Source organism: Streptomyces sp. CA-106110 (genome assembly GCF_050936285.1).
GTDB lineage: Bacteria > Actinomycetota > Actinomycetes > Streptomycetales > Streptomycetaceae > Streptomyces.
Map to the genome: position 1 here is coordinate 4,929,531 of NZ_JBNJNB010000001.1, position 24,676 is coordinate 4,954,206.

Genomic DNA, 24,676 nt, shown 5'->3' on the forward strand with positions numbered 1-24,676 from the left:
TCGCCTCGGGGCGGCGGCCCGGCCTTCGCGGCCGCTCGTCCACGCCGCCTCCCCTATCCATGACAGCACCGTCCCGCCCCCGCGACCAGTGACGTCCAGCCCGGCGAGGCGGGGCAGACGCCCTCACGCCCGAGAGTGCGTCCGGATCGACCAGGCGGGGCAGGCACCCTCACACCCGAGAGTGCGTCCGGATCGACCAGGCGGGGCAGACGCCCTCACACCCGAGAGTGCGTCCAGCCCGGCCAGGCGGGGCAGACGCCCTCACACCCGAGAGTGCGTCCAGCCCGGCCAGGCGGGGCAGACGCCCTCACACCCGAGAGTGCGGCCGAGCGCGCGGGAGTCGCACGCCGAACGGCACCCCTCGTCCGAGGGGTGCCGTTGTGTGCGCCGGGGCGGGAGGGGCTAACCCGCCAGGGACAGGACGTACGGCGACAGGGCCGGGGCCAGCTGTACCCCAGGGGCCAGACCCAGGGCGACAAGGGCGTCGGGCAGGCCGCGGCCGACGCGGGCCGCCTCCACCGTGCCGAGGACGGCGAGCTGTCGGCAGCTGGCGGCGATGATCTCGAACAAGTGCTGTACCCGGCCGGGGCCACGGGGCAGTAGCTGTCCGTGGAAGTCCTCGTGGTGAGCGAGAACGAGGGCGGCCAGACCCACGATGTGAGCCGAGGCCGTGCCGGTGCCGTCGAGCGCCGCGTATCCACCGTGCGGTGCGCACGACAGGACCGCCACACCGGGTGCGGCCGCGTCGACCCCGGGGCCGTAGCAGCTGAACGGCGCGACGAAGAGCCCTTCCGGTGTCAACTGGGGCCCCGAATGCGTGGCTTGGGAGGTGTCCTGCGGGTACGAGCCGAAGACTCCCAGCGCGCCCACGGTGAACACGGTGGGCAGCGAGCCCGGAAAGGTGACCGGACCGCCGGTGTCGCCCGCGGGGGCGATGCAGGCGATGCCCACCGCGCCGGCGTCGGCGAGTTTGCGGGAGACCAGCGCCGAGGAGTACGGGGTCGCCACCGCGATGTGGGCGATGTCGACCTCACGGTCGATGCAGTGGTCCAGGGCGGCGATCAGGTCGCTGAAGTGCCCGTCGGGCATCACCTTGCAGACGTCGATCTCGGCATCGACCGCGATGCCGATGACGCCCTTGCCGGTGTCCGCCCCGGCGATGACGCCCGCCGCATGCGTACCGGTGCCCACCTCGTCCTTCGCCCAGCCCTCGTCCGTGCCGTGCACGAGATCCATCCCGGAACGCACCCGCTGCTTCAGATCGGGGTGCTCGGCGCTGACACCCGAACCGATGAGCGCGATCTTGACACCGAAGGCGCGGAAGGTGGGGGGCAGCGGGTCCAGCCGCATGGCCTGCTGGCCCCAGCCGTACTGCTGGCGCTGCTCCAGCTCCGGGTACACCTTGGCGAGCGGGGTGAGGGCGACGACGTTCTCCTCGGTCGCCGACAGGTCGGGCCGATGGATCCAGCGGTCCGTGTAGCCGTCCTTGGGCCGGATGTAGAGGGACTCGACGGAGTGTTCGGATTCCGTCGCCAGGGTGATGGTGGCCGTCCCGTCGGCCCCGGTGATGCCCTGGGCCGGCCATGTCGCGCCGATCAGGAACACCCCCGCACCCGCCAGCGGTTCGCCGCCGGGGCCGCAGACGCGCAACGTGATGTCCACGGGTTGTTCCAGGGGCATCACCAGCCCCGGATCACGCAGCGGCACGGCTCCGGCGGCCGGCGCGGCGACGGGCCCGGCCACGGACAGCGGCAGGTCCGGTTCGATGTGCACATGCAGCGACCGCATCGCCGGCACCTGGGCCTCGGCCGCCTCGACGACCGCGATCTCCGGGCAGAAGGGCTGCAGTCCGGTCGACTGGAGCTTTTCCGACGGCCGGAGCCTGCGGGTCACCTTGACCTCGGGCATCCGGTCGAGCCGGTCGCAGACCGCGTCCATGCTCAGTTCGGGAACCCCCGGCGGAAGCAGGCTCTGCGGCAGCGGCGTGACCATGTACCGTTCGCGACGCGGCCGCACCGAGAGCGGTGAGTGCGCGCCCTTCTTGCGTGGTCCCGCTTCCTTGCCCCCGGGTCCCGGCCCACTCGCCGCCGCACCCCCGGACCCGTTCTCACGGTTGTTTCCGGGCCTTTCTTTGACCATTACGTCCACCTTCACCACGCCTACGTCGTACTTGTGCTCCTCATCCGGCGACGGCGGCTCGCGCTTCCACGGTGATGCGGTGTGCCCGGGAACCAGTCCGGGACACACCGCATCGCGCTCCGCCCTGGGGTCAGCCGATACCGAAGGGCTGGCCCATCTGCCCGAAGCCGAAGCCGGGCTGCTGGTACTGCGGGATCTGCTGGCCGAAGCCGCCGCCCCACTGCTGCTGGCCCTGCTGGCCCTGCTGACTCTGCTGGAGCAGCGTCACGATCGCCGTCGGCAGCGCCTGCTGCACGGACTGCTCCACCGCGCTGCGGACGCCCGCGTGCAGCGTGTGGTGCAGCGCCAGCGCGAGATACGGATGCGCCTGCTGCGACATGCCCTGCTGCTGGAGCTGCTGCTGGACCTGCTGGATCTGCTGCAGCGTCTGCTGCATGCGCTGCGCCACCTGCTGGCTGGCCTGCTGGCACGCCTGCTGGATCGCCTGCTGGACGATCTGTGCGATCTGTTGCTGTCCTCCGGCCATCTGCTGGCCGAACTGCTGCTGGATGGGTTGTGTACCGGTCATCACCGACATGGATGCTCCGTTCGATGCATCACGGGAAAGCAAACATAGGAACCTATGCGTACTTATCGGGAGATTCCGACACCCCGAAGCTAAGTTGGCATCGGCCCGGCCGCAATCGGATGCCACCCGGGCGGAAGGGGATCGCGACCGGATCGCGGGCTCGCACCGCGCGCGATCCGCCCGGCAGCCTGGGCGGCGACATCACCGTCGAACCCGGGGCTCGTCCAGAGGCCGGCGCTCGCCGCGACGGGAACGCGCCGCCATCCGAGCGAAGATCACCGGCCGCCCTGAGGCGGCTGCGCCCGGCGAGTGCCGAGGGACCCCACCCGCACACCCCTGGCGCGCCTGGACTCCCCCAGGGTGGCCACCAGTGCCACGTCCTCACCAAGTCCCGTGCGCGCTCGACGACATACGCGGCCGCCCGCCCGAACGCGCCCCCCGCATCGCCCATGCCGACACCCCGGACGCCCTCACTGAAAGGCACCGGCGCCACGTCGGCCGCGGCCGCACGAGAACCGGCCGGTCGTTGCGGACCCGGGCGGCACCCGTGTGTCGTGCCCGTTCGGTGCGGCCCCGGCGAGCTGCCGACCGCTCGGCGAGCACGACAGGCAGGCGTCCGCCTCCGTGGTGCGCGCAGGTCGACCCTGATCGGCGCGGCTCGGCTTCAACTACGGTGTCACGGTGACCGTTGTGGAGACTGTGGTACGCGCACCGGCTCCGTGAAGGCCCGGCCCACGGACGGCGACGCGTCGAGGGCCACGGTCACGGCTTTCTTGGACGCCACCTCCGACGTTCCCGAGGGCGGCGACCTGGAGACGCACCTCGTCGTCACCGACGGGGTCCGGGCCTGGGAGCCGGACGACCTGGCAACGGTGAACACCGCAACGGCGACAGATCCGACCTGGCTCCAATTGACAGCAGCCGTCAACAACTCGCTGAATCAGGGCAAGTGACCGCTCGGAGGTGAACGGTCTTTCCGGCGGGTGGCGGCGAGCACGCCCTTCTCCGTGGCCTCGGCCTATCCCCCGTTGAAGTAGGCATACGGCGCCACCGAGACCGCTTCCGAGACCGCGCGTTCGTCGTCCTCGTCGGCTTCAGGGTCGATGTCGCGTGCCCACAGTGAGTGCATGGACCACACGGAGAAGCCTGCGTGGAAGTCGTGGCCGATGTCTGAGGGCGTGCTCGTGTACCCCAGGGCGTGGAGTTCCGCGACGACGTCATCCAGGAAGCGATGGGTCAACTGGACCCCGTCATAGTGCACTTCGGTGTCGCTGCCATCGCCGCTGCAGCGGATCTCCACGAGTTCGACCGTCTCGTCCGCCGTATATGTGATCACCAGCATGGGTGAGGTCGTGTAGACGGCCCGCAGGCCGCCGGGGCCGTGAAACGGCGGACCGATGCGCTCTTCGACCTGCGAGCGTTGATCACCGATCTTGACGAGGTCGACGCCGAGTTCCGGGATGATCTCCATTCCGGTCATCCTGCCAGGGAAGGCAAGCCGCCGGTGATCCATGGGTTCGGCCGGCGGATCGGCCCCTCGGCTGCTTGCCCGCAAAGGCCCTTTCCGTGGCCGGGGTGCGGGTCTGGTGCCGCCGCACCGGCTGCCCGGGCCTAGAGACGGACGGTCATCTCCACGGTCACGTCATCGCCTGTCGCGAGGCCTTGCGGCCGGCGTACGGCGTCTTTGAGGGGCAGCAGGTAGCCGCCGTCCTTCGGGAAGAGAGACGTTTCGAACACGACCTCACCGATCCGGGCCCTGACCGGGATCACGCCCCAGCCGTACGTGGCCATCGCAGCCACCTCGCGGATGTCGGCGGACTCCTCGGCGGGCACAGGCACGAAGTGGTACGGAGACGGCCCGCGCCATTCGATCACCCGGCCGGTGAAGACGAGATCCACGACGTCAGCCCCGTTCCTCGAGGACCGCCGAGTCACGCTCGGCGTACATGCGGTGCCACCACTCCTCGTTGAGGTCGACCAGCAGGCACCCGCGGAGTGGGAAGGTGGTCTCACCCTCATTCGGCCTACCGGGACCCACGAGCGGCTCGGTCAGACCGTCGACCACGCGCCGGATCATCGCCATCGCCTCCAGCCGCAAGGCTAGCGTCTCGTCGAACGACGGGCGGGCGTCACGGTTGTACGGCTCTCCCTGTCGTGGGACCCCGACCGGGGCGTCCTGCTCGTTGCCCGCATGACCGTCCGGAGGACGATTCGGACTGAAGCGACCACCATGGGGCTTATGGGCATATGGAATAAACGCGACGACATGCTCGTGCACCAGGACGAGCCCTACAACGCCGAGGCACCTCCTGGCGCCCTCAAAGCCCAGATCACCCCCCTGGACACCTTCTACGGCCGCAACCACGCGCCGATCCCCCGCATCGACTCCGAGAGCTGGCGGCTGCGCGTGGAAGGCCTGGTCGATCGTCCGTTGGAGTTGTCGACGGACGATCTGCGTGGCTTCCCCGAGCGGACGGTGGTGGCGACACTGCAGTGTGCGGGCAACCGCCGCGCCGATCTCATCGAGGTCCGCGACATACCCGGCCAGGTCCCCTGGGGCCCCGGGGCCATCTCCACGGCGAGATGGAGCGGGGTGAGCCTGGCAGATGTGCTGGCCAGGGCGGGAGTGCGGCCGGAAGCGGCCCACATCGCCTTCACCGGCGCCGACGTGTCGCAGCAGGCCGACCCGCCCCAGCCCTTCGGCGGCTCCATACCGGTGGCCAAGGCGACCTCCGGCGAGGTGCTTCTGGCCTGGGCCATGAACGACCAGGAGCTGCCCGTCGCGCACGGCGCACCCTTGCGCGTGGTCGTCCCGGGCTGGATCGGCGCCCGGAGCGTCAAATGGCTCGAGCGCATCAGCGCACGGGCAGAACCGACAGACAACTACTTCCAGACCGAATACAGCATCCTGCCCCCCGAGGCCGACCCCGAGGCGGCCGGACCGGGCGACGGCATCACCCTCGGCCCGATCGCCATCCACTGCGCCGTTCTGCGGCCCGGCAAGGACGCCCACCTGGACTCCGGACCGACCGAGGTCAGCGGGTTCGCCTTCGCCGGGGACGACCGGACCGTGGCACGCGTGGATGTCTCCGCCGACCACGGCAGCACCTGGCTCCACGCGGATCTCGACCCGCCGGAGAATCCCTGGACCTGGCAGCACTGGCGCGTCACGCTCACCCTGCCCCCGGGCGAGGTCGAACTCATCGCCCGCGCCTGGGACTCCACCGCAGCCGTGCAGGCCGAATCCCCCACGACCGTGTGGAACCCCCGGGGGTACGCCAACAACGCCGCGGCCCATCTGCACATCACCTGCCGTCCCTGACCGGACGCTTCGGTGGAGCGGCGGGGCCCAACGGCCGGCACAGGCCCGGCACGCACCGAGGGCCAGGTCCGGGGGCTCCTACCGCCGGCCGCGCAGCAGGTCCGCCGCCCGTTCGGCGATCGCGTGGACCATGGCCTCGGCGTTGGCGCCGGGAAGGGCAGGCGTCACCGAGGCGTCCGCGATGCGCAGTCCGTCAGCCGGCGCTGCCCGCGGCGGCCACGACGTGGTCGAACTGGTCCATCTCTGTGCCGTGTTCCTTCGGCGGAGCCCTACTGCAGCAGCTTGTCCAGGGTGATCGGCAGGTCCCGGACCCGGATGCCGGTCGCGTGGTGCACGGCGTTGGCGATCGCCGCGGCGGTGCCGACGATGCAGACCTCGCCGACGCCCTTGGCCCCCATCGGGTTGGTGTACGGGTCCTCCGTGTCCACCCAGTAGGCCTCCATCGAGTCGACGTCGGCGTTGGAGGCGATGTGGTACTCGGCGAAGTCCTGGTTGACCACGTGTCCGAACCGCGGGTCGACCACGCCCTGTTCGTGCAGGGCCATGGACAGGCCCATGGTCATGCCCCCGAGCAGCTGCGAGCGGCAGGTCTTGGGGTTGATCACCCGGCCCGCGTCGAAGACCCCGAGCAGCCGCGGGACCCGTACCTCGCCGGTGTCGGCGTGCACCCGGACCTCGGCGAACTGGGCTCCGAAGCTGTGCATGGCATAGCGCGCGGCGTCAGGGTTGTCGGGCATGTCGGCGGTGGCCTCCAGCCCCTGCTGCGGAACGACGCCGCCGTGCTGGAACTCCAGGAGCGCAGGCAGCCTGCGGGCCGTCTCGACGATGGAGGTGCCCCAGCTGTTGATCCCGGACGAGCTGCCGGCGGGCGAAGCGCGCGGCAACTCCGCGTCCCCGATCCGCAGTTCCACGTCGTCGACGGTCACGCCCAGCGCGTCCGCGGCGATCTGGGTGAGCGCCGTCCAGGTGCCGGTGCCGAGGTCGGCGGCGGCGATCAGCACCGTGAAGTGCCCGTCGGGGCCGACGCGGATCGTCGTGACGTTCCCCGGGAAGCGGGGTGAGGGGTAGGTCGAGGCGGCCACACCCGTCCCGACCAGCCAACCCCGGTCGCGCCGCGCCCGGGGGAAGAAGTTGCGCCCCTGCCACCCGAACCGGCGGGCGCCGTCGCGCAGGCAGGCCACCAGATGGCGACTGGAGAACGACCGGCCGGTCTCGGGGTCGACGGCGGGCTCGTTGCGGATCCGGAACTCGACGGGGTCCAGGCCGCAGGTGGCGGCCATCTCGTCCATGGCCGACTCCAGCGCGAACATGCCCTCGGCGTCACCCGGCGCCCGCATGATCGTCGGCACCGGCAGGTCCAGGGGCGCCAGCCGGTGGGTGGTGCGCCGGTGGGGCGCGGCATACATGACCCGGGTGCACACCGCGACCTGCTCGGCGTAGCCCTTGGCCTTGGTGGTCTGCGCGATCACGTCGTGGGCGATCGCGGTGAGATGCCCCCTGGTGTCGGCGCCGAGCCGGATGCGCTGGATGGTGGCGGGCCGGTAGCCCACCAGGGAGAACATCTGCCGGCGGGTGAGGGCGAACTTGACGGGCCGGCGCACGAACTGAGCGGCCATCGCGGCGAGGACGGCGTACGCATGGCAGTAGACCTTCGACCCGAAGGCGCCTCCGACGTGCGAGGAGACCACATGGACCCGCTGCGGCTCGAGTCCCAGCACGGCGGCCAGCAGATCCCGGCTCATGGTCACGCCCTGCGTGGAGCAGTAGACCGTGAGTTCGTCGTCGTTCCAGGCGGCCACGGCGGTGTGCGGCTCCATCGGGTTGTGGAAGTTCATCGGCGTGGTGTACGTCGCGTCCAGCGTGACCTCCGCCGCCGCCAGAGCGGCGTCGACCTCCCCCATGGCGCTGTCGGCCGGTGGCCCGTCCATGAGGTCCCCGCCGCCCTGGCCGAACAAGGCCGCGTGCTGCGGCTTGTAGAGGTCGTCGCGGTCGGACCGCAGTTCGACGTCGTGCGCCCGCTCCGCACAGTCCAGGCGGACCAGATGGGCGGCGTGGCGGGCGATCTCGGGGGTCTCGGCGATCACGGCGCCGACGATCTGGCCGCGGTAGGCGATCTCGTCGGTCTGCAGGACGGCCAGTTCGGCGTCGTCGGCCCAGGCCAGCCGGGGGGCGTTGTGGTGGGTGAGCACGGCCAGTACGCCCGGCTCGGCGTGCGCGGCGGCGGCGTCGATGCCGGTGACGTGTCCGGCGGCGATCGTCGCCTGGAGCGGATACAGATAGGCGGGTCTGTCGAGGGGGTGCTCGAAGGCGTAGGTCGCGGTGCCGCGGACCTTGTCCGGTCCGTCCAGGCGGTCGAGCGGTGTACCGACGGCGTGCGAGAGGACGGTCATGACGGCACGTCCGCCAGGTCGAGGAGGGTGGCGACGAGGACGTTGCGCGCGAGCGGGACCTTGAACGCGTTGCCTGCCAGCGGCCGGGCGACGGCCAGTTCGGCCTCCGCGGCGACCCGGAAGCGCTCGGCGGTCGCGGGCGCGCCCCGCAGCACCTGCTCGGCCGTGGTGGCCCGCCACGGCTTGTGCGCCACACCGCCCAGCGCGATGCGCAGATCGCGCACGGCGCCGTCGGCGACGTCGACCGCGGCGGCGACCGAGACCAGTGCGAACGCGTACGAGGCGCGGTCACGGACCTTGCGGTAGGCGGACCTGGCCGCCCACGCGAGCGGCGGCACGTCCACGGCCGTGATCAGTTCGCCGTGCCGCAGAACGGTGTCGCGTTCGGGCTCGTCACCGGGCAGCCGGTGCAGCTCGGTCAGCGGGACGGTCCGCTCTCCGTCCGGCCCGCGGGTGCGCACGACCGCGTCGAGCGCGGCCAGTGCGACGGCCATGTCCGAGGGGTGGGTCGCGACGCACGCCTCGGACCAGCCGAGGATCGCGAGTTCGCGGTGGTGGCCGTCCCGCGCCGGGCAGCCCGATCCGGGCTCGCGCTTGTTGCACCCGGTGGTGAGGTCCTGGAAGTACACGCAGCGCGTGCGCTGCAGCAGGTTCCCGCCGGTGGTGGCGACGTTGCGCAGTTGCCCGGAGGCGCCCGACAGCAGCGCCTGGGAGAGCACCGGGTAGCGCCGCCGGATCCGGCGGTCGGCGGCCAGTTCCCCGTTGGTCACCGTGGCGCCGATGCGCAGGGTGCCGTCGGGCAGTTCCTCGATCCGGTCGCAGGCCAGCCGCCGGACGTCGACGAGCAGGTCCGGTGTGGCCACGCCCAGTCTCATCAGGTCGACGAGGTTGGTGTCGCCGGCCAGGAACGCCCCGTGCGGCGCCTGGGCGAGCATCCCGACCGCCCCCGGTACGTCGTCGGCACGCTGGTAGCGGAACGGCTTCATCGGCGCGCCACATCCGCCACAGCCGGGCGGATGTTGGCATAGGCGCCGCAGCGGCACAGGTTGCCGCTCATCCGCTCGGCGATCTCGGCGTCGTCGAGGTCGACCTCGGCGGCGTTCGGATCGCTGCTGACCGCGCTCGGCCAGCCCGCCCGCGCCTCCGCCAGCATCCCGACCGCCGAGACGATCTGGCCCGGCGTGCAGTAGCCGCACTGAAACGCGTCGTGCTCGATGAACGAGCGCTGCATGGGGTGCAGACCGTCCCCGTCGGCCAGACCGGCGGCCGTGACGATCTCCGTGTCCTCGTACGCCACCGCCAGTGCCAGGCAGCCGAGGGCCCGGCGGCCGTCCAGCAGAACGGTGCAGGCGCCGCACTGCCCGTGGTCGCAGCCCTTCTTCGGGCTGGTGATCCCAAGACGTTCGCGCAGGGCGTCCAGCAGGCTTGTGCGGGTGTCGACGACGAGCCGGTGCTCCCGCCCGTCGACCCGCAACGTGATTTCCATGTCCACGGGGCACACCCCCAACACCATGTGCCGGGATCCGGGCAAACACTGCGTGATCGAGTCTTTCCGAGAGTCCTGCCCTCCGCAACTTCGCAGGGGCCGCGAGAGGGACCAGGAGGTCCGGGCACACCGTTCCGTGCCGTCGCTCTTTGACGGGCGCGCCGCCCGCGGCTCGACACGACCCGCAGCCCAGGGCCCGGCGGGACGAGCAGCCACCGAACCGGCAGAAGAAGCAGCTCACGACTCGGCGGGTGAAAATTGGACATCCGGACACGGGCGAGGTGGTGGCGATGCCTGCATGGTATCTGCGTGACTATCACGACGACGACCTTGACCAGGCGATCGAGATCTGGGACCAGAGCCGCGGGGCCGACGAGCAACCGGTCTTCCCGGTCTCCGAGGTGATGGCCGCCGCCAAGAACGGTCAGATGGCGGTGGTCGCGGTCGTCGGCGACGAACTGGTGGGCATGGCGGTGGCGCAGCCACACGGCAAGCGGGCGTGGATCCTGCTGGTGGCGCTCGCCTCCCGCTGGCGCGAGCGCGGGATCGGCAGCGCCCTGCTGGCCGAGCTGGAACGGCGGCTGCGGGCGATGGGCGTGCGCCGTATCAGTGCCCTGCTGCCGGCCGGGGCCGCCGGGACGAAGGCGCTGGACCGCTCCGGCTATCTGTCCCGTGACGGCCTGACCTACTACGAGAAACTCGAACCGCAGGAGACCGGCAACGCCGACGTGCTGCGGGCGCTGGGCGGCCGCATGCTGGCCGACGGGCTCTGGGACGCCATGGCCGGCATGGAACGGGAGAAGCAGGTCGTCGAGCGCCGGGTGGTGCTCCCGCTGACGGAGCCGGCGCTTGCCGACCGCTACGGCGTCGCGCCCCCGAAGGCGGTCATCCTCTTCGGCCCGCCCGGAACCGGGAAGACCAGCTTCGCCATGGCGGTGGCGTCACGGCTGACCTGGCCGTTCGTCGAACTCTTCCCGTCCCGGCTCGCGGCCGACACGAGCGAGGGGCTGGCCGTGGCACTGCGGCAGGTGTTCGCGGACCTGGCGGAGCTGGACTCGGTGCTGCTCTTCATCGACGAGGTGGAGGAGATCGCCGGCGTGCGGTCGGGGAAGGCGGTCGACCCGGGGCACGGAGTCACCAACGAGCTGCTCAAACTCATCCCCCGGTTCCGGGAGGGCGGCGCTCGCCTGCTGGTGTGCGCCACCAACTCGGTGCGCTCCCTCGACCCGGCCTTTCTGCGGCCGGGCAGGTTCGACTACGTCATCCCGATCGGGCCCCCGGACCCCACCGCGCGGGCCGCCATCTGGACCCGCTACGTCAAGGGCGCTCTCCACTCGGTGGAGCTGCCCCGACTGGTGGCGGCCAGCGAGCTGTTCACCCCGGCCGACATCGAGTTCGCCGCCCGCAAGGGTGCTCAGGCCGCGTTCGAACGCGAGGTGACGCATCGCCGGGGCGAACCCGCCACCACCGAGGACTACATGGCCGCCATCGCGGACACCCGGCCGACGCTCACGGCGCGGGCGATCGAGGAGTTCACCGAGGACATCGAGAAGTACAGCCGGCTGTGAGGCGCGTCTGACACCGCGACTGACACCGGGTCCCGGACCCGGCGGACTACGGCACGGTCACCGGCTGCGGGGGGAGTTCGAAGCGCAGCAGAGCCGCGGTCTGCTCCGCGCGCAGCGCCGTCTCCGCGTCGACGTGCCGCACCTCGCCTCCGTCGTCGATGACGGACTCGGCCAGTTCGTCGATCACGTCGGGCACCTCGCGCAGCGGATCCCCGCACAGCGGGCAGGCCTTCTCCGAGCGCGAGAGCAGCCCGTCCCGGTCGCACACCCGTCCCGGAACGACGGCCTGCTCGTCCACCTCCAGCGTCCCGATCGCGGCCAGCGACGCCGCCCACAGCGTCTCGTCGAGACCGACGGCCGCGGGTCTGCTGGCCGCCTTGGCCTCCAGGGTCTGGCCGACCAGCCGCCGCTGCTCCTGGTGCGCGTGGTCGGCGACGAGCCCCCGCACCTTCTTCCTGACGTCCTCGGCCGTCGCGGTCTCCCGGTCGATGGTGAAGGTCCCGACGAGCCGCTCCTTCAGCTCACGCGGCAGGAAGTCGACGAAGCCCGGCACCTCGTGCGCCTGGCCGCCGACGGCGAGCAGGTCGTAGCCCCCGCCTCCGAACAGCCGTCTGAGCTCGCCGACCAGGCGCCGGTAGTGCTTCTTGCTCAGCTCGTCGGCCTTGTTGCGGACGCGGTACTCGCCGAACTGCTCGGCGTAGGCGTGTCTGCGCGTCACCCGGTCGCGGATCACCTCCAACTCCCGGACGTCGTCGAGGTAGTACTCCCAGACCTGGCCCACGCTCTTGTCCACGATGACCGCACAGGTGCGGTAGTACTCGTCGAGCACGCCCAGCAGCGGACGGACGTAGGGATCGGCGTCCACCAGGATGCGCTCGCGGGTGGGCCGGGGCAGCCACATCTGTTCGTAGATGCCGCGGCCGCCGCAGGAGAAGACCGCGACGGCGCCCGGCCGGACGGGCTCCTCCGCCAGGGTCGTCTCGATTCTCGCGATGTCTTCCCGCAGCGAGAGCCGCACGGCGTGCTGCGCCGAGCCGTCCTCGGCGAGCGGCCTGATGCGGTCCAGCAGGCTGGCCACTCGGCTGCTGAAGACGCGACGGTCGGGCCTCTCCGGTTCCACCGGGATGTAGAGGGAGACGAACGGGAGTCCGTCGCCGCTCAGCCGCAGTATTCGCTCGACCTGCTGTTGGGTGATCATCGCCGCTCCTCGCCGTTCGATGAGCTCTGCTCTTCCAGCTAACGAGGTGGGAGCGGCGGCGGCAAACGCGGCGCGGTGCTCGCGGGGTACCCCGGCGGGGGTCTCCCCGGGCCACGACAGGGAGGGACCGGCGAAAAGGAGCCCGTGGCGAGCGGTGTCTGGCGCCGCCGTGCTGGGACCGCCCCCTGCTTCAGCAAGCGCTCTCCGTCAGCGGTGCCCGTACCGGCACCCGGCGGGCCGCCACGGGCTCGGCGCCCCGGGGTGTCCTGACCGTGGGCACCTTCGTGCGACTCCCGGCCGAGTCTCCGGTGGGTCAAGCGGAAGGCATCGCGGAGAGTGAAAAGCATTCACGGAAATATGGTTGCCCGCATATCTTGAATTACGGCGGCCATGTAGGTTCATCAGACCGGTGAAACGTTTCTCCGAGGAATCATTCCCTCGAATGCCGGATAGCTTCCACCGTATGGCGCTCGTTAGGTGATCGTGACTTGGAACGAACCGGAAGATCAGATCCCCGTCGGAAGTGGAGCCCTGTGGCACGACCCGGCCGGCGGCGAGGTGCTCCACAAGGGGTGTTCAGACATTCTTGAAGATTTCCTCAAGAAGATCGGCGACATGGAAAGCGAATACCTGCGCGCTGTCGACGCAGCGTCCTGAGCGAGGGCGCGGAGGAGCTGAGAATGGACAGGCTGCACGGCGACCCGAGCCTCTACGACATTCAGTTCGGCCTGAGAACCGACTACGACGCGCTCGGTCAGCATTCCTACAGTGGTGATCCCCTCGAGGCACCTCACGTCTGGAGCGCGCAGGGTCAGGACATCGCACCGAACGGCTGGGATCCGGACGAGGAACTCGCCCAGATGCTGTCCACGGTGTCCGGTACGGACCCCGCTCCGCCCCCGTACGACGGGCAGCACCGCCACCGCATCGACCGGCGGCGCCCACGGCCGGGATCCCACATCCTCGACAGCGGCCAGAAAGTCACCCCTGTCACGATCCTGGTCGCCACCATCGCCGCCTGCGCGGTGGCCATGCTCGGCTGGTCCATCGCCTATTCGTACGGCCAGCTCCGCGCCATCGCCTCGACGGTGCTTCCGGCACCGCTGGCGCAATGGTGGCCGCTGACGGTGTACGGACCGTGGTTCGTGGCGGCCCTGTCGATTCTGCGGGCCGCCGTTCAGCACCGGACCGCCCGCCGGTCATGGGGCGTCGTCCTGGTCGCCTCGGCCACGGCGGTGGCGCTGTGCATCAGCCACTCGGCATATTCGATGCTGTCGATGGTGATCGTAGGAATTCCGCCGATCACCGCCCTGGTGTGTTTCCGGGAACTCGTGGGCCAGGTCTCCTCGAAGTACCGCCCCCGGCACGCCGCGCCGGTCAAAGAGCAGTCCGGCGGCTGACGGCGAAGCGAACCGCCGGTGGGCCGTCGACCGCAGCTCGGCGGCCCACCGGCGGTTCGCGCGCGTCTGGGGCCCTGGGCTCAGTCCCCGCCGCTCCCGTACGGCCTCGTCAGGATCTCCAGGTTGTGGCCGTTCGGATCGTCGAAGTACGCTCCGCGGCCGCCGTCATTGTGGTTGATCTCGCCGGGGCGGTGATGGTACGGGTCCGCCCAGTACCTGAGTCGCCCCGCGCGGATCCGGGTGAAGATCGCGTCGAAGTCGTCCTCGGAGACGAGGAAGGCGTAGTGCTGCGGAGTGATCGGCTCCTCGGTCTCCATGAAGTCCAGCGTCACGCCGTTCGCGATCTCCACCGGGGCGAACGGGCCGAAGTCCGGGGCCACATCCACCCCCAGCACATCCGCGAGGAACCTCGCGGACGCCTGTTTGTCGTGCGCGGCGACGATCGTGTGGTTGAGCTCTACGGTCATGGGCCGGGCCTCCTGTCCCCTGGGCTGCCAGAACCGCTTTCCACGCTACCGCCGCTACCCCGAACCCTCACGGGCGCGCGCATCGATCAAGCCGCCGGAGCCGTGCGTCCGGTCCGGCCGGCGGCGCTCGACGTGCCGTGGGGCCGCCGCACGCCGCCGGTCACCGGGGCAGACTCAGATGGTGGCCGCGTCGATCACGAACCGGTACCGCACATCGCTGTTCAGCACCCGCTCGTACGCGTCGTTGATCTCGGACGCGCCGATCAGCTCGATCTCGGCGCCGATGCCGTGCTCCGCGCAGAAGTCCAGCATCTCCTGGGTCTCACGGATGCCGCCGATGGCGGAACCGGCGAGGGTCTTGCGGCCCGAGATCAGCGAGAACAGGTTGAACGAGATGGGCTCCTCGGGCGCACCCACGTTCACCAGCGCGCCGTCCGACTTCAGCAGCGAGAGGAAGGCGCCGAAGTCCAGCGGCGCCGACACGGTCGAGACGATCAGGTCGAACGTGCCGCGCAGCTCCTCGAAGGTCTTCGGGTCGCTGGTGGCGTAGTAGTGGTCGGCGCCCAGCTTCAGCCCGTCGTCCTTCTTGCGCAGGGACTGGGAGAGCACACTCACCTCGGCGCCCATCGCGTGCGCGAGCTTGACGGCCATGTGACCGAGACCGCCCAGACCGAGGACCGCGACCTTCTTGCCGGGTCCCGCGTTCCAGTGCCGCAGCGGGGAGTACGTGGTGACACCGGCGCACAGCAGGGGGGCGGCCACATCGAGAGAGAGGCCGTCCGGGATGCGCACGGTGTACTTCTCGTCGACGACGATCTTCTCGGAGTAGCCGCCGTAGGTGGGCTCGCCGTTCCTGTCGAGGGCGTTGTATGTGCCGACCATGCCCTTGAGGCAGTACTGCTCCAGGCCGGCCTTGCAGTTCTCGCACTCGCGGCAGGAGTCGACCATGCAGCCGACGCCCACGCGGTCGCCGATCTTGAACTTGGTCACGCCGGAGCCCACCGCGGAGACGACGCCCGCGATCTCGTGGCCCGGCACCAACGGGAAGATCGCCTCGCCCCAGCCCTCACGGGCCTGGTGGATGTCCGAGTGACAGATGCCGGCGAACTTGATGTCGATCAGTACGTCGAACTCACCGACCTCGCGGCGCTCGATCGTGGTGCGCTCGAGCGGAGCCTTGGCGGCGGGTGCGGCGTACGCAGCAACGGTGGTCATGCCGGATTTCTCCTTGGGGGGTCGCGTGCCCGGCAGCCTTCCACCGGGCACGGCGTCCAGCCTGCCGGGAGGCGCCGGGCTCACCCAGGCCACGGATCTGCATACGTCCGGGCTTCCTACCACTGGCCGGGTCAGCCTCACAGTCGTACCAACAGGAATACTGGGTGTATGGACGCAAATCCCGACTCCATGCAGGCGTCTGCCCAGACATCCGGTCAGGCTCTGGACCGCCGCGCCGAGCTCAGCGAGTTCCTGCGCACCCGGCGGGCCCGGCTCAAGCCCGAGGACGTGGGACTGCCGGACTTCGGGCGGTACCGGCGGGTGCCGGGCCTGCGCCGCGAGGAGCTGGCCCAGCTGGCCGGGGTGTCCGTGGCCTACTACACGCGTCTGGAGCAGGGCAACGGGCAGAACGTGTCCGCGGAGGTGCTCGGGGCCATCGCCCGCGCGCTACGGCTGAGCGACGCGGAGCACGCCCATCTGACCCATCTCGCCAAGCCGAAGGCCCACAAGAAGAAGCCGGCGGCGCGGTCCCAGCACGTGCGGGTTCCGCTGCGGCAGCTGCTGGACGCCTTCGACGGCGTCCCGGCCTACATCGTGGGGCGGCGCGCGGAGGTCCTGGCGTGGAACAGGATGGCCGCCGCCGTCTTCGGGGACTGGTCCCAGGTACCGCAGCAGGAGCGGAACTGGGCCCGCATGGTCTTCCTGCGGCCCGAGTACCACGATCTGTTCGTGGACTGGGAGCAGAAGGCGATCGACATCGTGTGCCAGCTGCGGTACGAAGCCGGGTGCCACCCGGACGATCCGCAGCTGTCCGCCCTCGTCGGAGAGCTGTCGGTGAAGAGCGAGGCGTTCCGGCGGCTGTGGGCGACGCACGACGTCAAGGAGAAGAGCCACGGGCTCAAGCTGATGCGGCATCCGCTGGTGGGCGATCTTGCCCTGCAGTTCGAGTCGTTCAGGCTGCCAGACGACGGTGAGCTGGGGCTGGTGACGTATCACGCCGAACCGGGTTCGCCGTCGGCGGAGGCTCTGCGGCTGCTGGCCAGCTGGGGTACGGACGCCACCCGGGCGGGCACGACCGCGCCCCGCTCCTGAGGCCCTGCGCTCGACGCCATGAGCGGCCGATGAGGGGCCGGCGATCGGCAGAAACACGGACGGCCCGCCGGAAGCAGCTGCTTCCGGCGGGCCGTGCGCTATCGGCTTACTTCGCGTAGAACGCGTTGTAGATCGAGATCGTCGACTTGTTGCCCTTCTTGTCGGCGATCTTGGCGTGGAACGACAGGCCCTGGCCCTTCGCCGGGTTCCGGTAGGTGATCTTGCCGTTCTTGACCGTCAGCTTCGTCCAGGTCCTGCCGTAGTCGTACGACACCCACACGCCCAGCGACTGCAGGTTGCGGCCCGCGGCCGAGCCCTGGACGGTGACCGGGATCGTGACCTTCTTGCCGGCCGCGACCCGGCTGTCGAGGCCGGTGGCGGCGCCGAAGCGGACCGAGGAGGTGGGCAGCTTGGCGCTGGCCCTCTTGGACTTGAACGTCCAGCTCGCGTCGATGCGGGTGGACGCCGCGGCGACCTTCACACTGCGGATGACCGAGGTCGTCAGCTTGTACGTGGCCTCACCGGACGGCACCTTGAAGGGCTTGGCGCCGAACAGCGGGTCGTCGTTGGAGCCGACCTTGGCGCCGTTTCGGTACAGCGTCGTCTTCACCGACATGAAGTCCGAGGAACCGGCGTGCGACTGGCTGTCCGCGAACAGCGGCAGATAGCCGTAGATCTCGTTGCCGTCGCGGAAGAGGCCGTACTCGGAGGTGACCAGCGGCCCGAACACGGCCGTGTTGAAGGTCCTGGTGTAGCTCTTGCCCGGCTTGTAGGTCTCGACATTGCCGAGCGTGTAGTACGCCTCGGGGATCGGCAGGCCCTGCGGGTCCTTCTTGCCCCCGAACTGCGAGAAGTCGAGCAGCCACTCCACCGCGTTGCCGGTGGACACGTAGAGCGTGCGCGTGCCGCGCAGCTTCTGCTCGACCGGGGAGTTGAAGGCGAAGTCGTTCGGCAGGAAGCCGTAGAGGCCGACCGCGCCGGTCTTCCCGCTGGAGGCGGAGCCGAGGTTCACCTTCAGCGTGGCGAGATCGCCCGGCTTGTAGTGCTGGACGTGCGCGCCTTCGAGCTTCTTGACATTGGCCCCGGTGAAGACGTCGTACTCGGCGGCGTCACCCTTGGTCCACTGCCCGAACCAGCTCTGGGACAGACCCGAGGAGACCGCCGGGCCGACGTGCGCGACCCTCACGTCCTGGAAGGACGGCGCGAAGATGCCGCCGCCGACTCCCGCCGGGTCGTAGGTGTAGGAGACCATCCCGGACAGCGGCTTGGCCGACGCGTCCGGCACCGTGATGTCGGCGGGCTGGGCCTTGGTCAGGTCCAGGGTGACCGTGGTGTCCTTGGTGACGCTCAGCTGGGGCTGGACCAGCCAGTCGGCGCCGCCTTCGATGGAGGTCGGGTCCTTCACCGAGACGGAGTCCAGCGCGTAGGTGCCCTTGGGCACCCGGACGGTCACGGTGTCCGCGCTGCTCTGCGACGGGTAGTCCCGGCCGTCGTCGGCCGAGGTGTTGAAGAGGTCCGTCAGATGGACCGGCGTCTGCCCCTCACGGTTGACGTACTTCAAGGTGACGTCGTACGACTCCGCCTCGCGCTCCACCGCCGCGGCCGTGCGCACGCTCTGGCCGCCGCCGGTCGCCGTCACGTACGCCCAGTACGAGCCGTCCGCGCTGCCGCCCAACTTGGAGTTGACGCTCAGCGGGACCGTTGCGGTGCCGCCCGCCGGAACGGTGACGTTCGTCGCGCCGAGCGCGAAGAAACCGGTCGGCGCGGGCCGGCCCGTGGGGCCGGTGGCCGTCATCGAGAGCGAGAGGGTGACGGCGGTCTTGCCGACGTTGCGGTACGTCACCTGCTTGGTGACCGGCGTGTCGTCGGTGTGCGGCCAGCGCGCGACGCCGAAGCTCACGGACGACGAGTCGGCGAGCACGGTCTGCTTGATCGCCTTGTCCACGGCGATCCGGCCCGAACCCTGCTGGAAGGGGGTGTAGTTGCCGCCCTTCGCGGAGCCAGTCAGCGCCGACTTCAGCTCGGCGAACGTCCAGTCAGGGTGCTCCTGCTTGAGGATGGCGGCGGCGCCCGCGACATGCGGGGTCGCCATCGACGTACCCGAGATGGTCAAGTAGCCGGCCGGATTCTCGCCGACCTCCTTGTCGATGAGGCTGCCGGGCGCCGCGGCGGCCGTGATGTTCACACCGGGGGCGGTGACATCGGGCTTGATGGCGCCGTCGAGGCCGGGGCCGCGGCTGGAGAAGGACGCCAGCCTGTCGTTGTCGTCGACGGCGCCGACGGTGAGCGCGTCGGCCGCGCTGCCCGGCGAGCCGATGGTCCGGTCGCCGAGCTCGCCGTCGTTGCCCGCGGCGATGGCGAACAGGATGCCCTTCTGCTCGGAGAGCTTGTTCACCTCGGCCTCGAGCGGGTCGATGTCGGGCGTGTCGATGCCGCCCAGGCTGAGGTTGACGATGTCGGCGCCCTGCTGGGCGGCCCACTCCATGCCCGCGAGGATGCCGGAGTCGTCGCCGTACCCGTCGTCGTCCAGGACCTTGCCGCTGATTATCTTGGCGCCGGGCGCGACGCCCTTGTACTTGCCCTTCGACTTCGCGCCCGTACCGGCCGCGATGGACGCCACATGCGTGCCGTGGCCGACCTTGTCGGCGGTGGTGGCGGCGGTCGAGAAGTTCTTGGCCTCGATCACCTGGCCCTTGAGGTCCGGGTGGTCGCCGTCGACACCGGTGTCCAGTACGGCGATCTTGACGCCCTTGCCGTCGTATCCCGCCGCCCAGGCCTTGGGGGCGCCGATCTGCGGCACCGACTTGTCCAGGCTGGCCTTGCGGACACCGTCGAGCCAGACGTGCGCGACGCCCTTCGCGGCGGTGTCGCCGTTGGTGAGGGCCTTCCACAGCTCGGCCTGATTCCGCTGGGGCGTCTGCACCGCGTCCGCGTTCAGGGACTTCAGGGTGCGGCGGAGCGTGCCCGCCTCACGGACGTCCGCCTTCGCGGAGTTCGCCGTGCCCTGGTAGCCGACGATGACCTTCAGGCCGTTCTTCTGGTCCTTGCGGGTGCGGGCCGTGTTGAGCTCGGTGACGTCGAACAGACGCCGGTCGAGCTTGCCGTTGGCTATCAGGCCCGCCGCGTCGGCCGGCACCACATAGGTGTGCCCCTCGGCCTTGCGGACCTGAACCAGGACGTTCTCGCGGCCCTTGGCCCGCTCGAGCCCGACGACGCGGCCCTTGGCGTCGACGACGACGCGGTCGCCCGTGATCAGGGTGATGCGGTGCTGGGCCGAAAAGCCGGACGCGGCCGTGCGCGACGTGCGCTCCGGCTTCGCCGACGCCGGGCTGGTCATACCCGCCGCCAACGCCACGGCGGCCGCCGTGGCGACGGTCGCCGCGCATGCTCTTTTCACTTGTCTGCGCAAAACTCCCCCTGGAGATGAGGTACCGGGCGAATTCCCCGTTCACCCGGCCGGGGGTAGTTCCGCACACATGCACGTCAACCCCCCGGACTACGCAGTATGCCGGGGGGTTGATCACTGCCTCAATAGAGGGAGGGATAACGAGTTGGCGCGCCCGCGGGGGCTATGAGACCGCGTTCTCCTTCACGGTGATCCTGCCCTTGCGGATCGTCGCGAGGCGCGGGGCCTTCTTCGCGATCGTGGAGTCGTGGGTGACCATGATGAAGGTCAGCCCGTGCTCCTTCCACATGCGCTCGAGCACGTCCATGATCTCGTCGCGCATCGACTCGTCGAGGTTTCCGGTGGGTTCGTCGGCGAGGAGCACCTTCGGCTGCTTCACCAGCGCGCGGGCGATCGCGACACGCTGCTGCTGACCACCCGACATCTCGCCCGGCAGGTGCCCGAGCCGCTCGCCGAGGCCGACGGACTTCAGCGCCTCGACGGCCCGTTCGCGCCGCTCCTTGCCCTTCAGGCCGAGCGGGACGAGGGCGGTCTCGACGTTCTCCTGCGCGGTGAGCGTCGGGATGAGATTGAAGGACTGGAAGACGAAGCCGATGTTCTCGCTGCGCACCTTGGTGAGCTTCGCCTCGGAGAGCCTGGCGAGGTCGACGCCGTCGAGTTCGACCTGGCCGGCGGTCGGCTTGTCGAGTCCGCCGAGCATCTGCAGCAGCGTGGACTTGCCGCCGCCGGTGGGGCCCTGGATGACCAGCCGGTCGCCGTCGCCGATGGTGAGGTCGACGCCGTCCAGGGCGTTGATGGTCTCCTTGCCCCGCGTATAGCGCTTGGTGACGCCTCTGAGTTCGTACATGGGTCCAACTCCTGAGAATGGGAAGTGAGATCGGGGCCGCGTACGCGGGAGGGCCGAAGGGGTGCGCCGGTGCGCCCCGGATGCGGACCGCGCTCGGCGACGAGAAGTGCGGGGCGGGTGCTACTCGACGCGGCGCAGGGCGTCCGCCGGGCGCAGCCGGGAGGCACGCCAGCCGCCGAAGGCGCCGGCGATCAGACCGCCGGCCACCGCGAGGGCGACCGCGAGGGCGATGGTGGTCGCGCTGACCGGTGCGGTGAGCGCCACCTCGAGGGTCTTCGCGGCCCGTCGGCCGGGGCCTTCGAAGCCACCGCCACCGCCGCCACCACCGAGCTGAGCCTGCAGCGTGGGGCTGATGGCGGTGACGGCGTACGCGCCCGCCAGGCCGAGCGCGATACCGAGGACACCGCCGACCAGGCCGTTGACGACGGCCTCGCCGACCACCTGCCGGGTCACCCGGCCCGACTTCCAGCCGAGCGCCTTGAGCGTGCCGAACTCGCGCACCCGGCGCGAGACCGCCGAGGAGGTGAGCAGGCCGGCCACCAGAAACGCGGCGACGAGCACCACGATCGACAGCCACTTGCCCACGTTGGTGGCGAGGCTGGAGGCGGTGGACAGCGAGCCGGAGACCGTGGAGGCGAGGTCGGAGGAGGTGGTGACCGTCGTCCCCGAGATGTTCTTCTGGATCGTCTTCTTGACGGCCGCGATCTGCTGGGAGTCGGTCGCCTTGACGTAGATCGTGGTGACCTTGTTCTTCGAGTCGGCGAGCGTCTGAGCCTGCGTCAGCGGGATGTAGAGGTTGGCGGCCGAGTCACCGCTGTCGGCGGTGGCAATGCCGATGACCGTGAACTTGACGCCCTTGATGGTGACCGTGCCGCCGACCGCGAGCTTCTTCTCCTTGGCGTACGCCGAGTCCGCGACGACGACCGCGGCGTTGGTCTCGGACGTCTTGAACGTACGGCCGCTGGTGATCTTCGAGGAGGTGAGCGGGCCGAGGGCCGGCTTGGTCACGTCGGTGCCGTAGACCGAGTAGTTGTTCACGTCGAAGTTGGCGCCGCCGCCTTCGACGCGCCCCTGGGGTCCGCCGAATCCCCGGCCGCCCTGCCGGCCGCCGTTCTGGTCCTGCTTGAACTGACCCTGTGTGAACTGGCCGCTGATCTTGATGACCCGGAGGCTGAGTCCACCCACGGCGCCCGAAACACCGCTCTGCGAGCCGACCTTGCCGACCGTGCTGCTCGCCAGGGTCTGGAAGCCCTGGACCATCACACGGTCACTGCTCTGGGTGTCCTTGGAGTCGTTGCCGCGGGCGTCGAAGTTGAAGCGCGGCCCCTGTGAGCCGCCCGACGGGGGCGCGGCCGCCTTCGTGACGGTCATGTCGGTACCGAGTCCGTACAGCGACTGCAGAACCTCGTCCTGTGCCTTCCCCATGCCGGAGGACACGGAGTTGACCACGATGACCAGAGCGATGCCCAGAGCGAGCCCGGAGGCGACGACGAGGGCCGCCTTTCTCCGGCGGCGCAGTTCGCGCCTCAGGTAGGTGAAGAACATGGCCGCAAGCTAGAGACGCACCCTGATGAACCCATAAACCGGACATAAGAGAACGATGAGAAGCCTGTGTCCGGCCTCGGCGCCGCGGTGAGAGGGCCTGTGAGAAGACCGAGGCGCCCGCCGCCCCGAAGGGGTCGGCGGGCGCCTGGGTGAAGCGGGGATGAGGCGCGGGGCCCTCCGGGTCAGATGGCCGATCCGGCCTTCCACTGGGCCCAGCTCATGTTCCAGCCGTTGAGGCCGTTGTCAGGCGAGACGGTCCGGTCGCCGGTGTTCTGGACGACCACGACGTCACCGACGATCGAGTGGTTGTAGAACCACGCGGCCGGCGTGTTCGGGTCGTTCGCGCCCTTCTTGTCCTGCAGGCCCACACAGCCGTGGCTGGTGTTGACGCTGCCGAAGACGGACGGGGCACCCCAGTAGTTGCCGTGGATGAACGTGCCGGAGGTGGTCAGCCGGATGGCGTGCGGCACGTCCTTGATGTCGTACTCGCCCTTGCCGTCGGAGTCCTTGAAGCCGACCGTGGCGCCGTTCATGCGGGTCTGCGTGAACTTCTCCGACATCACCATCTGGCCCTGGTAGGTGGTGTGGTCGGGGGCGCCCGCCGAGACGGGGATGGTCTTGATGGTCTTGCCGTCCTGCGTGACCTTCATCTGCTTGGTCTTCGCGTCGACGTAGGAGACCTGGTTGCGGCCGATCTTGAAGGTGACCGTCTTCTGCTGCACGCCGTACACACCGCTCGTGCCCTCGACGCCGTCGAGGTCGAGCTTCATCGTGACGGTGGAGCCTGCCTGCCAGTACTGCTCGGGACGGAAGTCGAGCCGGTTGGGGCTGAACCAGTGCCCGACCACATCCTGGCCGCTGCTGGAGGTGACGGTGATCCCCTTCTGCACGGCGGCCTTGTTGGTGATGGCCTTGTCGAAGTTGATCGAGACCGGCATACCGACGCCGACGGTCGAGCCGCTCTCCGGCGTGAAGTTGCCTATGAAGGAGTGGTCCGGGGCGACGGTCGTGAACGAGGCGTTCTCGTGGGCGTCGCGGCCCTCGGAGTCCTTGGCGGTCGCGGCGACCTTGTAGGTGGTCGCCCGCTCCAGCTGGCCGCTGGGCGCCCAGCTCTTCTTGTCCGCGGATATCTGCCCGGCGACGGCGGTGCCGGACGCGGTGGTCATGGTGACCCCGGTGAGGGTTCCCTTGCTGACCGTCACCTTGGCCGCGTTGTTGATGGAGGCGTTGTCCGAACCGTCTGCTGGGGTGATCTTGATATCTGCCTCGGAGGCCTTCTTGGCGGCCGCCTCGTCGGCCTTGGCCTGCGAGGTGGACTCGCCGCCGCCGGCCGCATCGTTGCCCCCGCTGCACGCGGTGAGCACGAGCATTCCGCCGAGCAGTGCGGACGCGGTCGCCAGACCCTTGCGCCGCTTACTGTTCGTCATCACACACTTCTCCATCGTTGCCGAATCCCCAAAACCCCGAGAGCCCCCGCGAGAACCATCAACGCTACGACCGGTCGGCTCCGTTCCACATACTTGCGATGTGTGGGCCGTACCACGTTGGTGCGACGGGTGCGCATACCGCCCCCGCGTCGCTCGCGAGGCGGGAAACACCTCTTGAGACGACTGAACCCCGGGCGTCGGTTGCCGCCCGGGGTCACGATTTTCCCAAGACACGTCAGCCGAGTCGGACCTCCTCGTCCTCCTCGTCGTCGTCCGGTTCATCGTCCTCGCCGAATGCCCAGTCCGGCGACTCCGGGTCGTAGTCGATCTCCTCGCTGCTCCAGGACGCCTGGGCGACCTCGACCCCCGGCACGTCGCTGACCAGGTAGGACGGGTCGACGAGGTACGCCAGGGCCTCGGCTGTGTCTTCCGTCACAGCGCTCTCCGTGTACGCGCGTTCGCCTTCGGGCATGTCCGGATCGTCCGCGATCCGGCTCAGCGCGCTCTTGGCGACGGCGTCCGCGTCGCCGACCTCGACGACCAGCTCCACGCGAAGCCGGACAAAACGTGATGTCTCAGAAGTGCTCATGGCGGGCAGCGTACGGC

General features: G+C 69.9%; 22 protein-coding genes. 6 read left to right on the plus strand and 16 right to left on the minus strand.

Annotation, left to right across the window (positions count from 1 at the left end):
- Positions 1–402: 402 nt before the first annotated feature.
- Positions 403–2,139 carry a S8 family serine peptidase gene (locus ACQEXA_RS22630; protein WP_432931876.1) on the minus strand — a complete coding sequence of 579 codons (1,737 nt, stop codon included), beginning with the start codon at positions 2,137–2,139 and terminating at the stop codon, positions 403–405.
- Between the two features lie 130 nt (positions 2,140–2,269).
- Positions 2,270–2,707, minus strand: a complete 438-nt coding sequence (locus ACQEXA_RS22635) for a hypothetical protein (RefSeq protein ID WP_432931874.1) — start codon at positions 2,705–2,707, stop codon at positions 2,270–2,272.
- A 773-nt stretch (positions 2,708–3,480) separates the two neighbouring features.
- Between ACQEXA_RS22635 and ACQEXA_RS22640 the strand changes: the two genes are divergently transcribed.
- The gene (locus ACQEXA_RS22640; RefSeq protein ID WP_432931872.1) at positions 3,481–3,660 is read left to right on the plus strand and encodes a hypothetical protein; all 180 of its coding nucleotides are present in this window, start codon (positions 3,481–3,483) and stop codon (positions 3,658–3,660) included.
- Positions 3,661–3,725: 65 nt separating this feature from the next.
- Here ACQEXA_RS22640 and ACQEXA_RS22645 read toward each other — a convergent pair whose 3' ends face one another.
- The 3 genes from ACQEXA_RS22645 to ACQEXA_RS22655 form a co-directional block, all read right to left on the minus strand.
- The gene (locus ACQEXA_RS22645; RefSeq protein ID WP_432931870.1) at positions 3,726–4,187 is read right to left on the minus strand and encodes a hypothetical protein; all 462 of its coding nucleotides are present in this window, start codon (positions 4,185–4,187) and stop codon (positions 3,726–3,728) included.
- A 131-nt stretch (positions 4,188–4,318) separates the two neighbouring features.
- A complete protein-coding gene (locus tag ACQEXA_RS22650; RefSeq protein ID WP_432931868.1) occupies positions 4,319–4,606 on the minus strand; it encodes a DUF1905 domain-containing protein in 288 nt (95 codons plus the stop codon).
- A gap of 4 nt (positions 4,607–4,610) precedes the next feature.
- A complete protein-coding gene (locus ACQEXA_RS22655; RefSeq protein ID WP_432931866.1) occupies positions 4,611–4,784 on the minus strand; it encodes a hypothetical protein in 174 nt (57 codons plus the stop codon).
- Between the two features lie 162 nt (positions 4,785–4,946).
- Here ACQEXA_RS22655 and ACQEXA_RS22660 point away from each other — a divergent pair, with 162 nt between their 5' ends.
- Positions 4,947–6,029, plus strand: coding sequence for a sulfite oxidase (locus ACQEXA_RS22660; protein ID WP_432931864.1), 1,083 nt, complete (start codon positions 4,947–4,949; stop codon positions 6,027–6,029).
- A gap of 269 nt (positions 6,030–6,298) precedes the next feature.
- Here the strand turns inward: ACQEXA_RS22660 and ACQEXA_RS22665 are convergent, their stop codons facing one another.
- From ACQEXA_RS22665 to ACQEXA_RS22675, 3 genes are read right to left on the minus strand one after another with little or no spacing between them, the layout of a single operon-like run.
- Positions 6,299–8,419, minus strand: coding sequence for a xanthine dehydrogenase family protein molybdopterin-binding subunit (locus ACQEXA_RS22665; protein WP_433130857.1), 2,121 nt, complete (start codon positions 8,417–8,419; stop codon positions 6,299–6,301).
- Positions 8,416–9,405 (minus strand): FAD binding domain-containing protein, encoded by a 990-nt coding sequence (locus tag ACQEXA_RS22670; RefSeq protein WP_432931860.1) that lies wholly within the window; start codon positions 9,403–9,405, stop codon positions 8,416–8,418. The genes ACQEXA_RS22665 and ACQEXA_RS22670 overlap by 4 nt, the downstream gene beginning before the upstream one ends.
- Positions 9,402–9,911: a (2Fe-2S)-binding protein gene (locus tag ACQEXA_RS22675; RefSeq protein ID WP_360995704.1), complete on the minus strand. Its 510-nt coding sequence runs from the start codon at positions 9,909–9,911 to the stop codon at positions 9,402–9,404. Before ACQEXA_RS22675 ends, ACQEXA_RS22670 begins: the two co-directional genes overlap by 4 nt.
- Positions 9,912–10,195: 284 nt before the next feature.
- Between ACQEXA_RS22675 and ACQEXA_RS22680 the strand changes: the two genes are divergently transcribed.
- Entirely contained in the window at positions 10,196–11,473 is a 1,278-nt protein-coding gene (locus ACQEXA_RS22680; protein ID WP_432931858.1) for an ATP-binding protein, read from the plus strand.
- Positions 11,474–11,519: 46 nt separating this feature from the next.
- Here the strand turns inward: ACQEXA_RS22680 and ACQEXA_RS22685 are convergent, their stop codons facing one another.
- Positions 11,520–12,671, minus strand: a complete 1,152-nt coding sequence (locus tag ACQEXA_RS22685) for a hypothetical protein (RefSeq protein ID WP_433130859.1) — start codon at positions 12,669–12,671, stop codon at positions 11,520–11,522.
- A 483-nt stretch (positions 12,672–13,154) separates the two neighbouring features.
- Here ACQEXA_RS22685 and ACQEXA_RS22690 point away from each other — a divergent pair, with 483 nt between their 5' ends.
- Entirely contained in the window at positions 13,155–13,328 is a 174-nt protein-coding gene (locus ACQEXA_RS22690) for a hypothetical protein (protein ID WP_432931854.1), read from the plus strand.
- A 23-nt stretch (positions 13,329–13,351) separates the two neighbouring features.
- Positions 13,352–14,071, plus strand: a complete 720-nt coding sequence (locus tag ACQEXA_RS22695) for a DUF2637 domain-containing protein (RefSeq protein ID WP_432931852.1) — start codon at positions 13,352–13,354, stop codon at positions 14,069–14,071.
- 80 nt (positions 14,072–14,151) lie between these two features.
- Here ACQEXA_RS22695 and ACQEXA_RS22700 read toward each other — a convergent pair whose 3' ends face one another.
- Both ACQEXA_RS22700 and ACQEXA_RS22705 read right to left on the minus strand, forming a co-directional pair.
- Complete coding sequence (locus tag ACQEXA_RS22700; RefSeq protein WP_359410270.1) at positions 14,152–14,538, minus strand: VOC family protein; 387 nt, start codon at positions 14,536–14,538, stop codon at positions 14,152–14,154.
- A 174-nt stretch (positions 14,539–14,712) separates the two neighbouring features.
- The gene (locus ACQEXA_RS22705; RefSeq protein ID WP_432931850.1) at positions 14,713–15,753 is read right to left on the minus strand and encodes an NAD(P)-dependent alcohol dehydrogenase; all 1,041 of its coding nucleotides are present in this window, start codon (positions 15,751–15,753) and stop codon (positions 14,713–14,715) included.
- 168 nt (positions 15,754–15,921) lie between these two features.
- Between ACQEXA_RS22705 and ACQEXA_RS22710 the strand changes: the two genes are divergently transcribed.
- The gene (locus ACQEXA_RS22710) at positions 15,922–16,845 is read left to right on the plus strand and encodes a helix-turn-helix domain-containing protein (protein ID WP_432931848.1); all 924 of its coding nucleotides are present in this window, start codon (positions 15,922–15,924) and stop codon (positions 16,843–16,845) included.
- Between the two features lie 106 nt (positions 16,846–16,951).
- Here ACQEXA_RS22710 and ACQEXA_RS22715 read toward each other — a convergent pair whose 3' ends face one another.
- The 5 genes from ACQEXA_RS22715 to ACQEXA_RS22735 all read right to left on the minus strand — a co-directional run bounded on the left by ACQEXA_RS22715 (position 16,952) and on the right by ACQEXA_RS22735 (position 24,659).
- Positions 16,952–20,242 (minus strand): S8 family peptidase, encoded by a 3,291-nt coding sequence (locus ACQEXA_RS22715; protein ID WP_432931846.1) that lies wholly within the window; start codon positions 20,240–20,242, stop codon positions 16,952–16,954.
- 172 nt (positions 20,243–20,414) lie between these two features.
- Positions 20,415–21,098 (minus strand): ABC transporter ATP-binding protein, encoded by a 684-nt coding sequence (locus tag ACQEXA_RS22720; RefSeq protein ID WP_432931844.1) that lies wholly within the window; start codon positions 21,096–21,098, stop codon positions 20,415–20,417.
- A 120-nt stretch (positions 21,099–21,218) separates the two neighbouring features.
- On the minus strand, positions 21,219–22,643 hold the full coding sequence (locus ACQEXA_RS22725; RefSeq protein ID WP_432931842.1) for an ABC transporter permease: 1,425 nt from the start codon (positions 22,641–22,643) through the stop codon (positions 21,219–21,221).
- A gap of 182 nt (positions 22,644–22,825) precedes the next feature.
- Positions 22,826–24,070 (minus strand): L,D-transpeptidase, encoded by a 1,245-nt coding sequence (locus ACQEXA_RS22730; protein ID WP_432931840.1) that lies wholly within the window; start codon positions 24,068–24,070, stop codon positions 22,826–22,828.
- Between the two features lie 235 nt (positions 24,071–24,305).
- Entirely contained in the window at positions 24,306–24,659 is a 354-nt protein-coding gene (locus tag ACQEXA_RS22735) for a hypothetical protein (protein ID WP_359411146.1), read from the minus strand.
- Positions 24,660–24,676 lie beyond the last annotated feature (17 nt).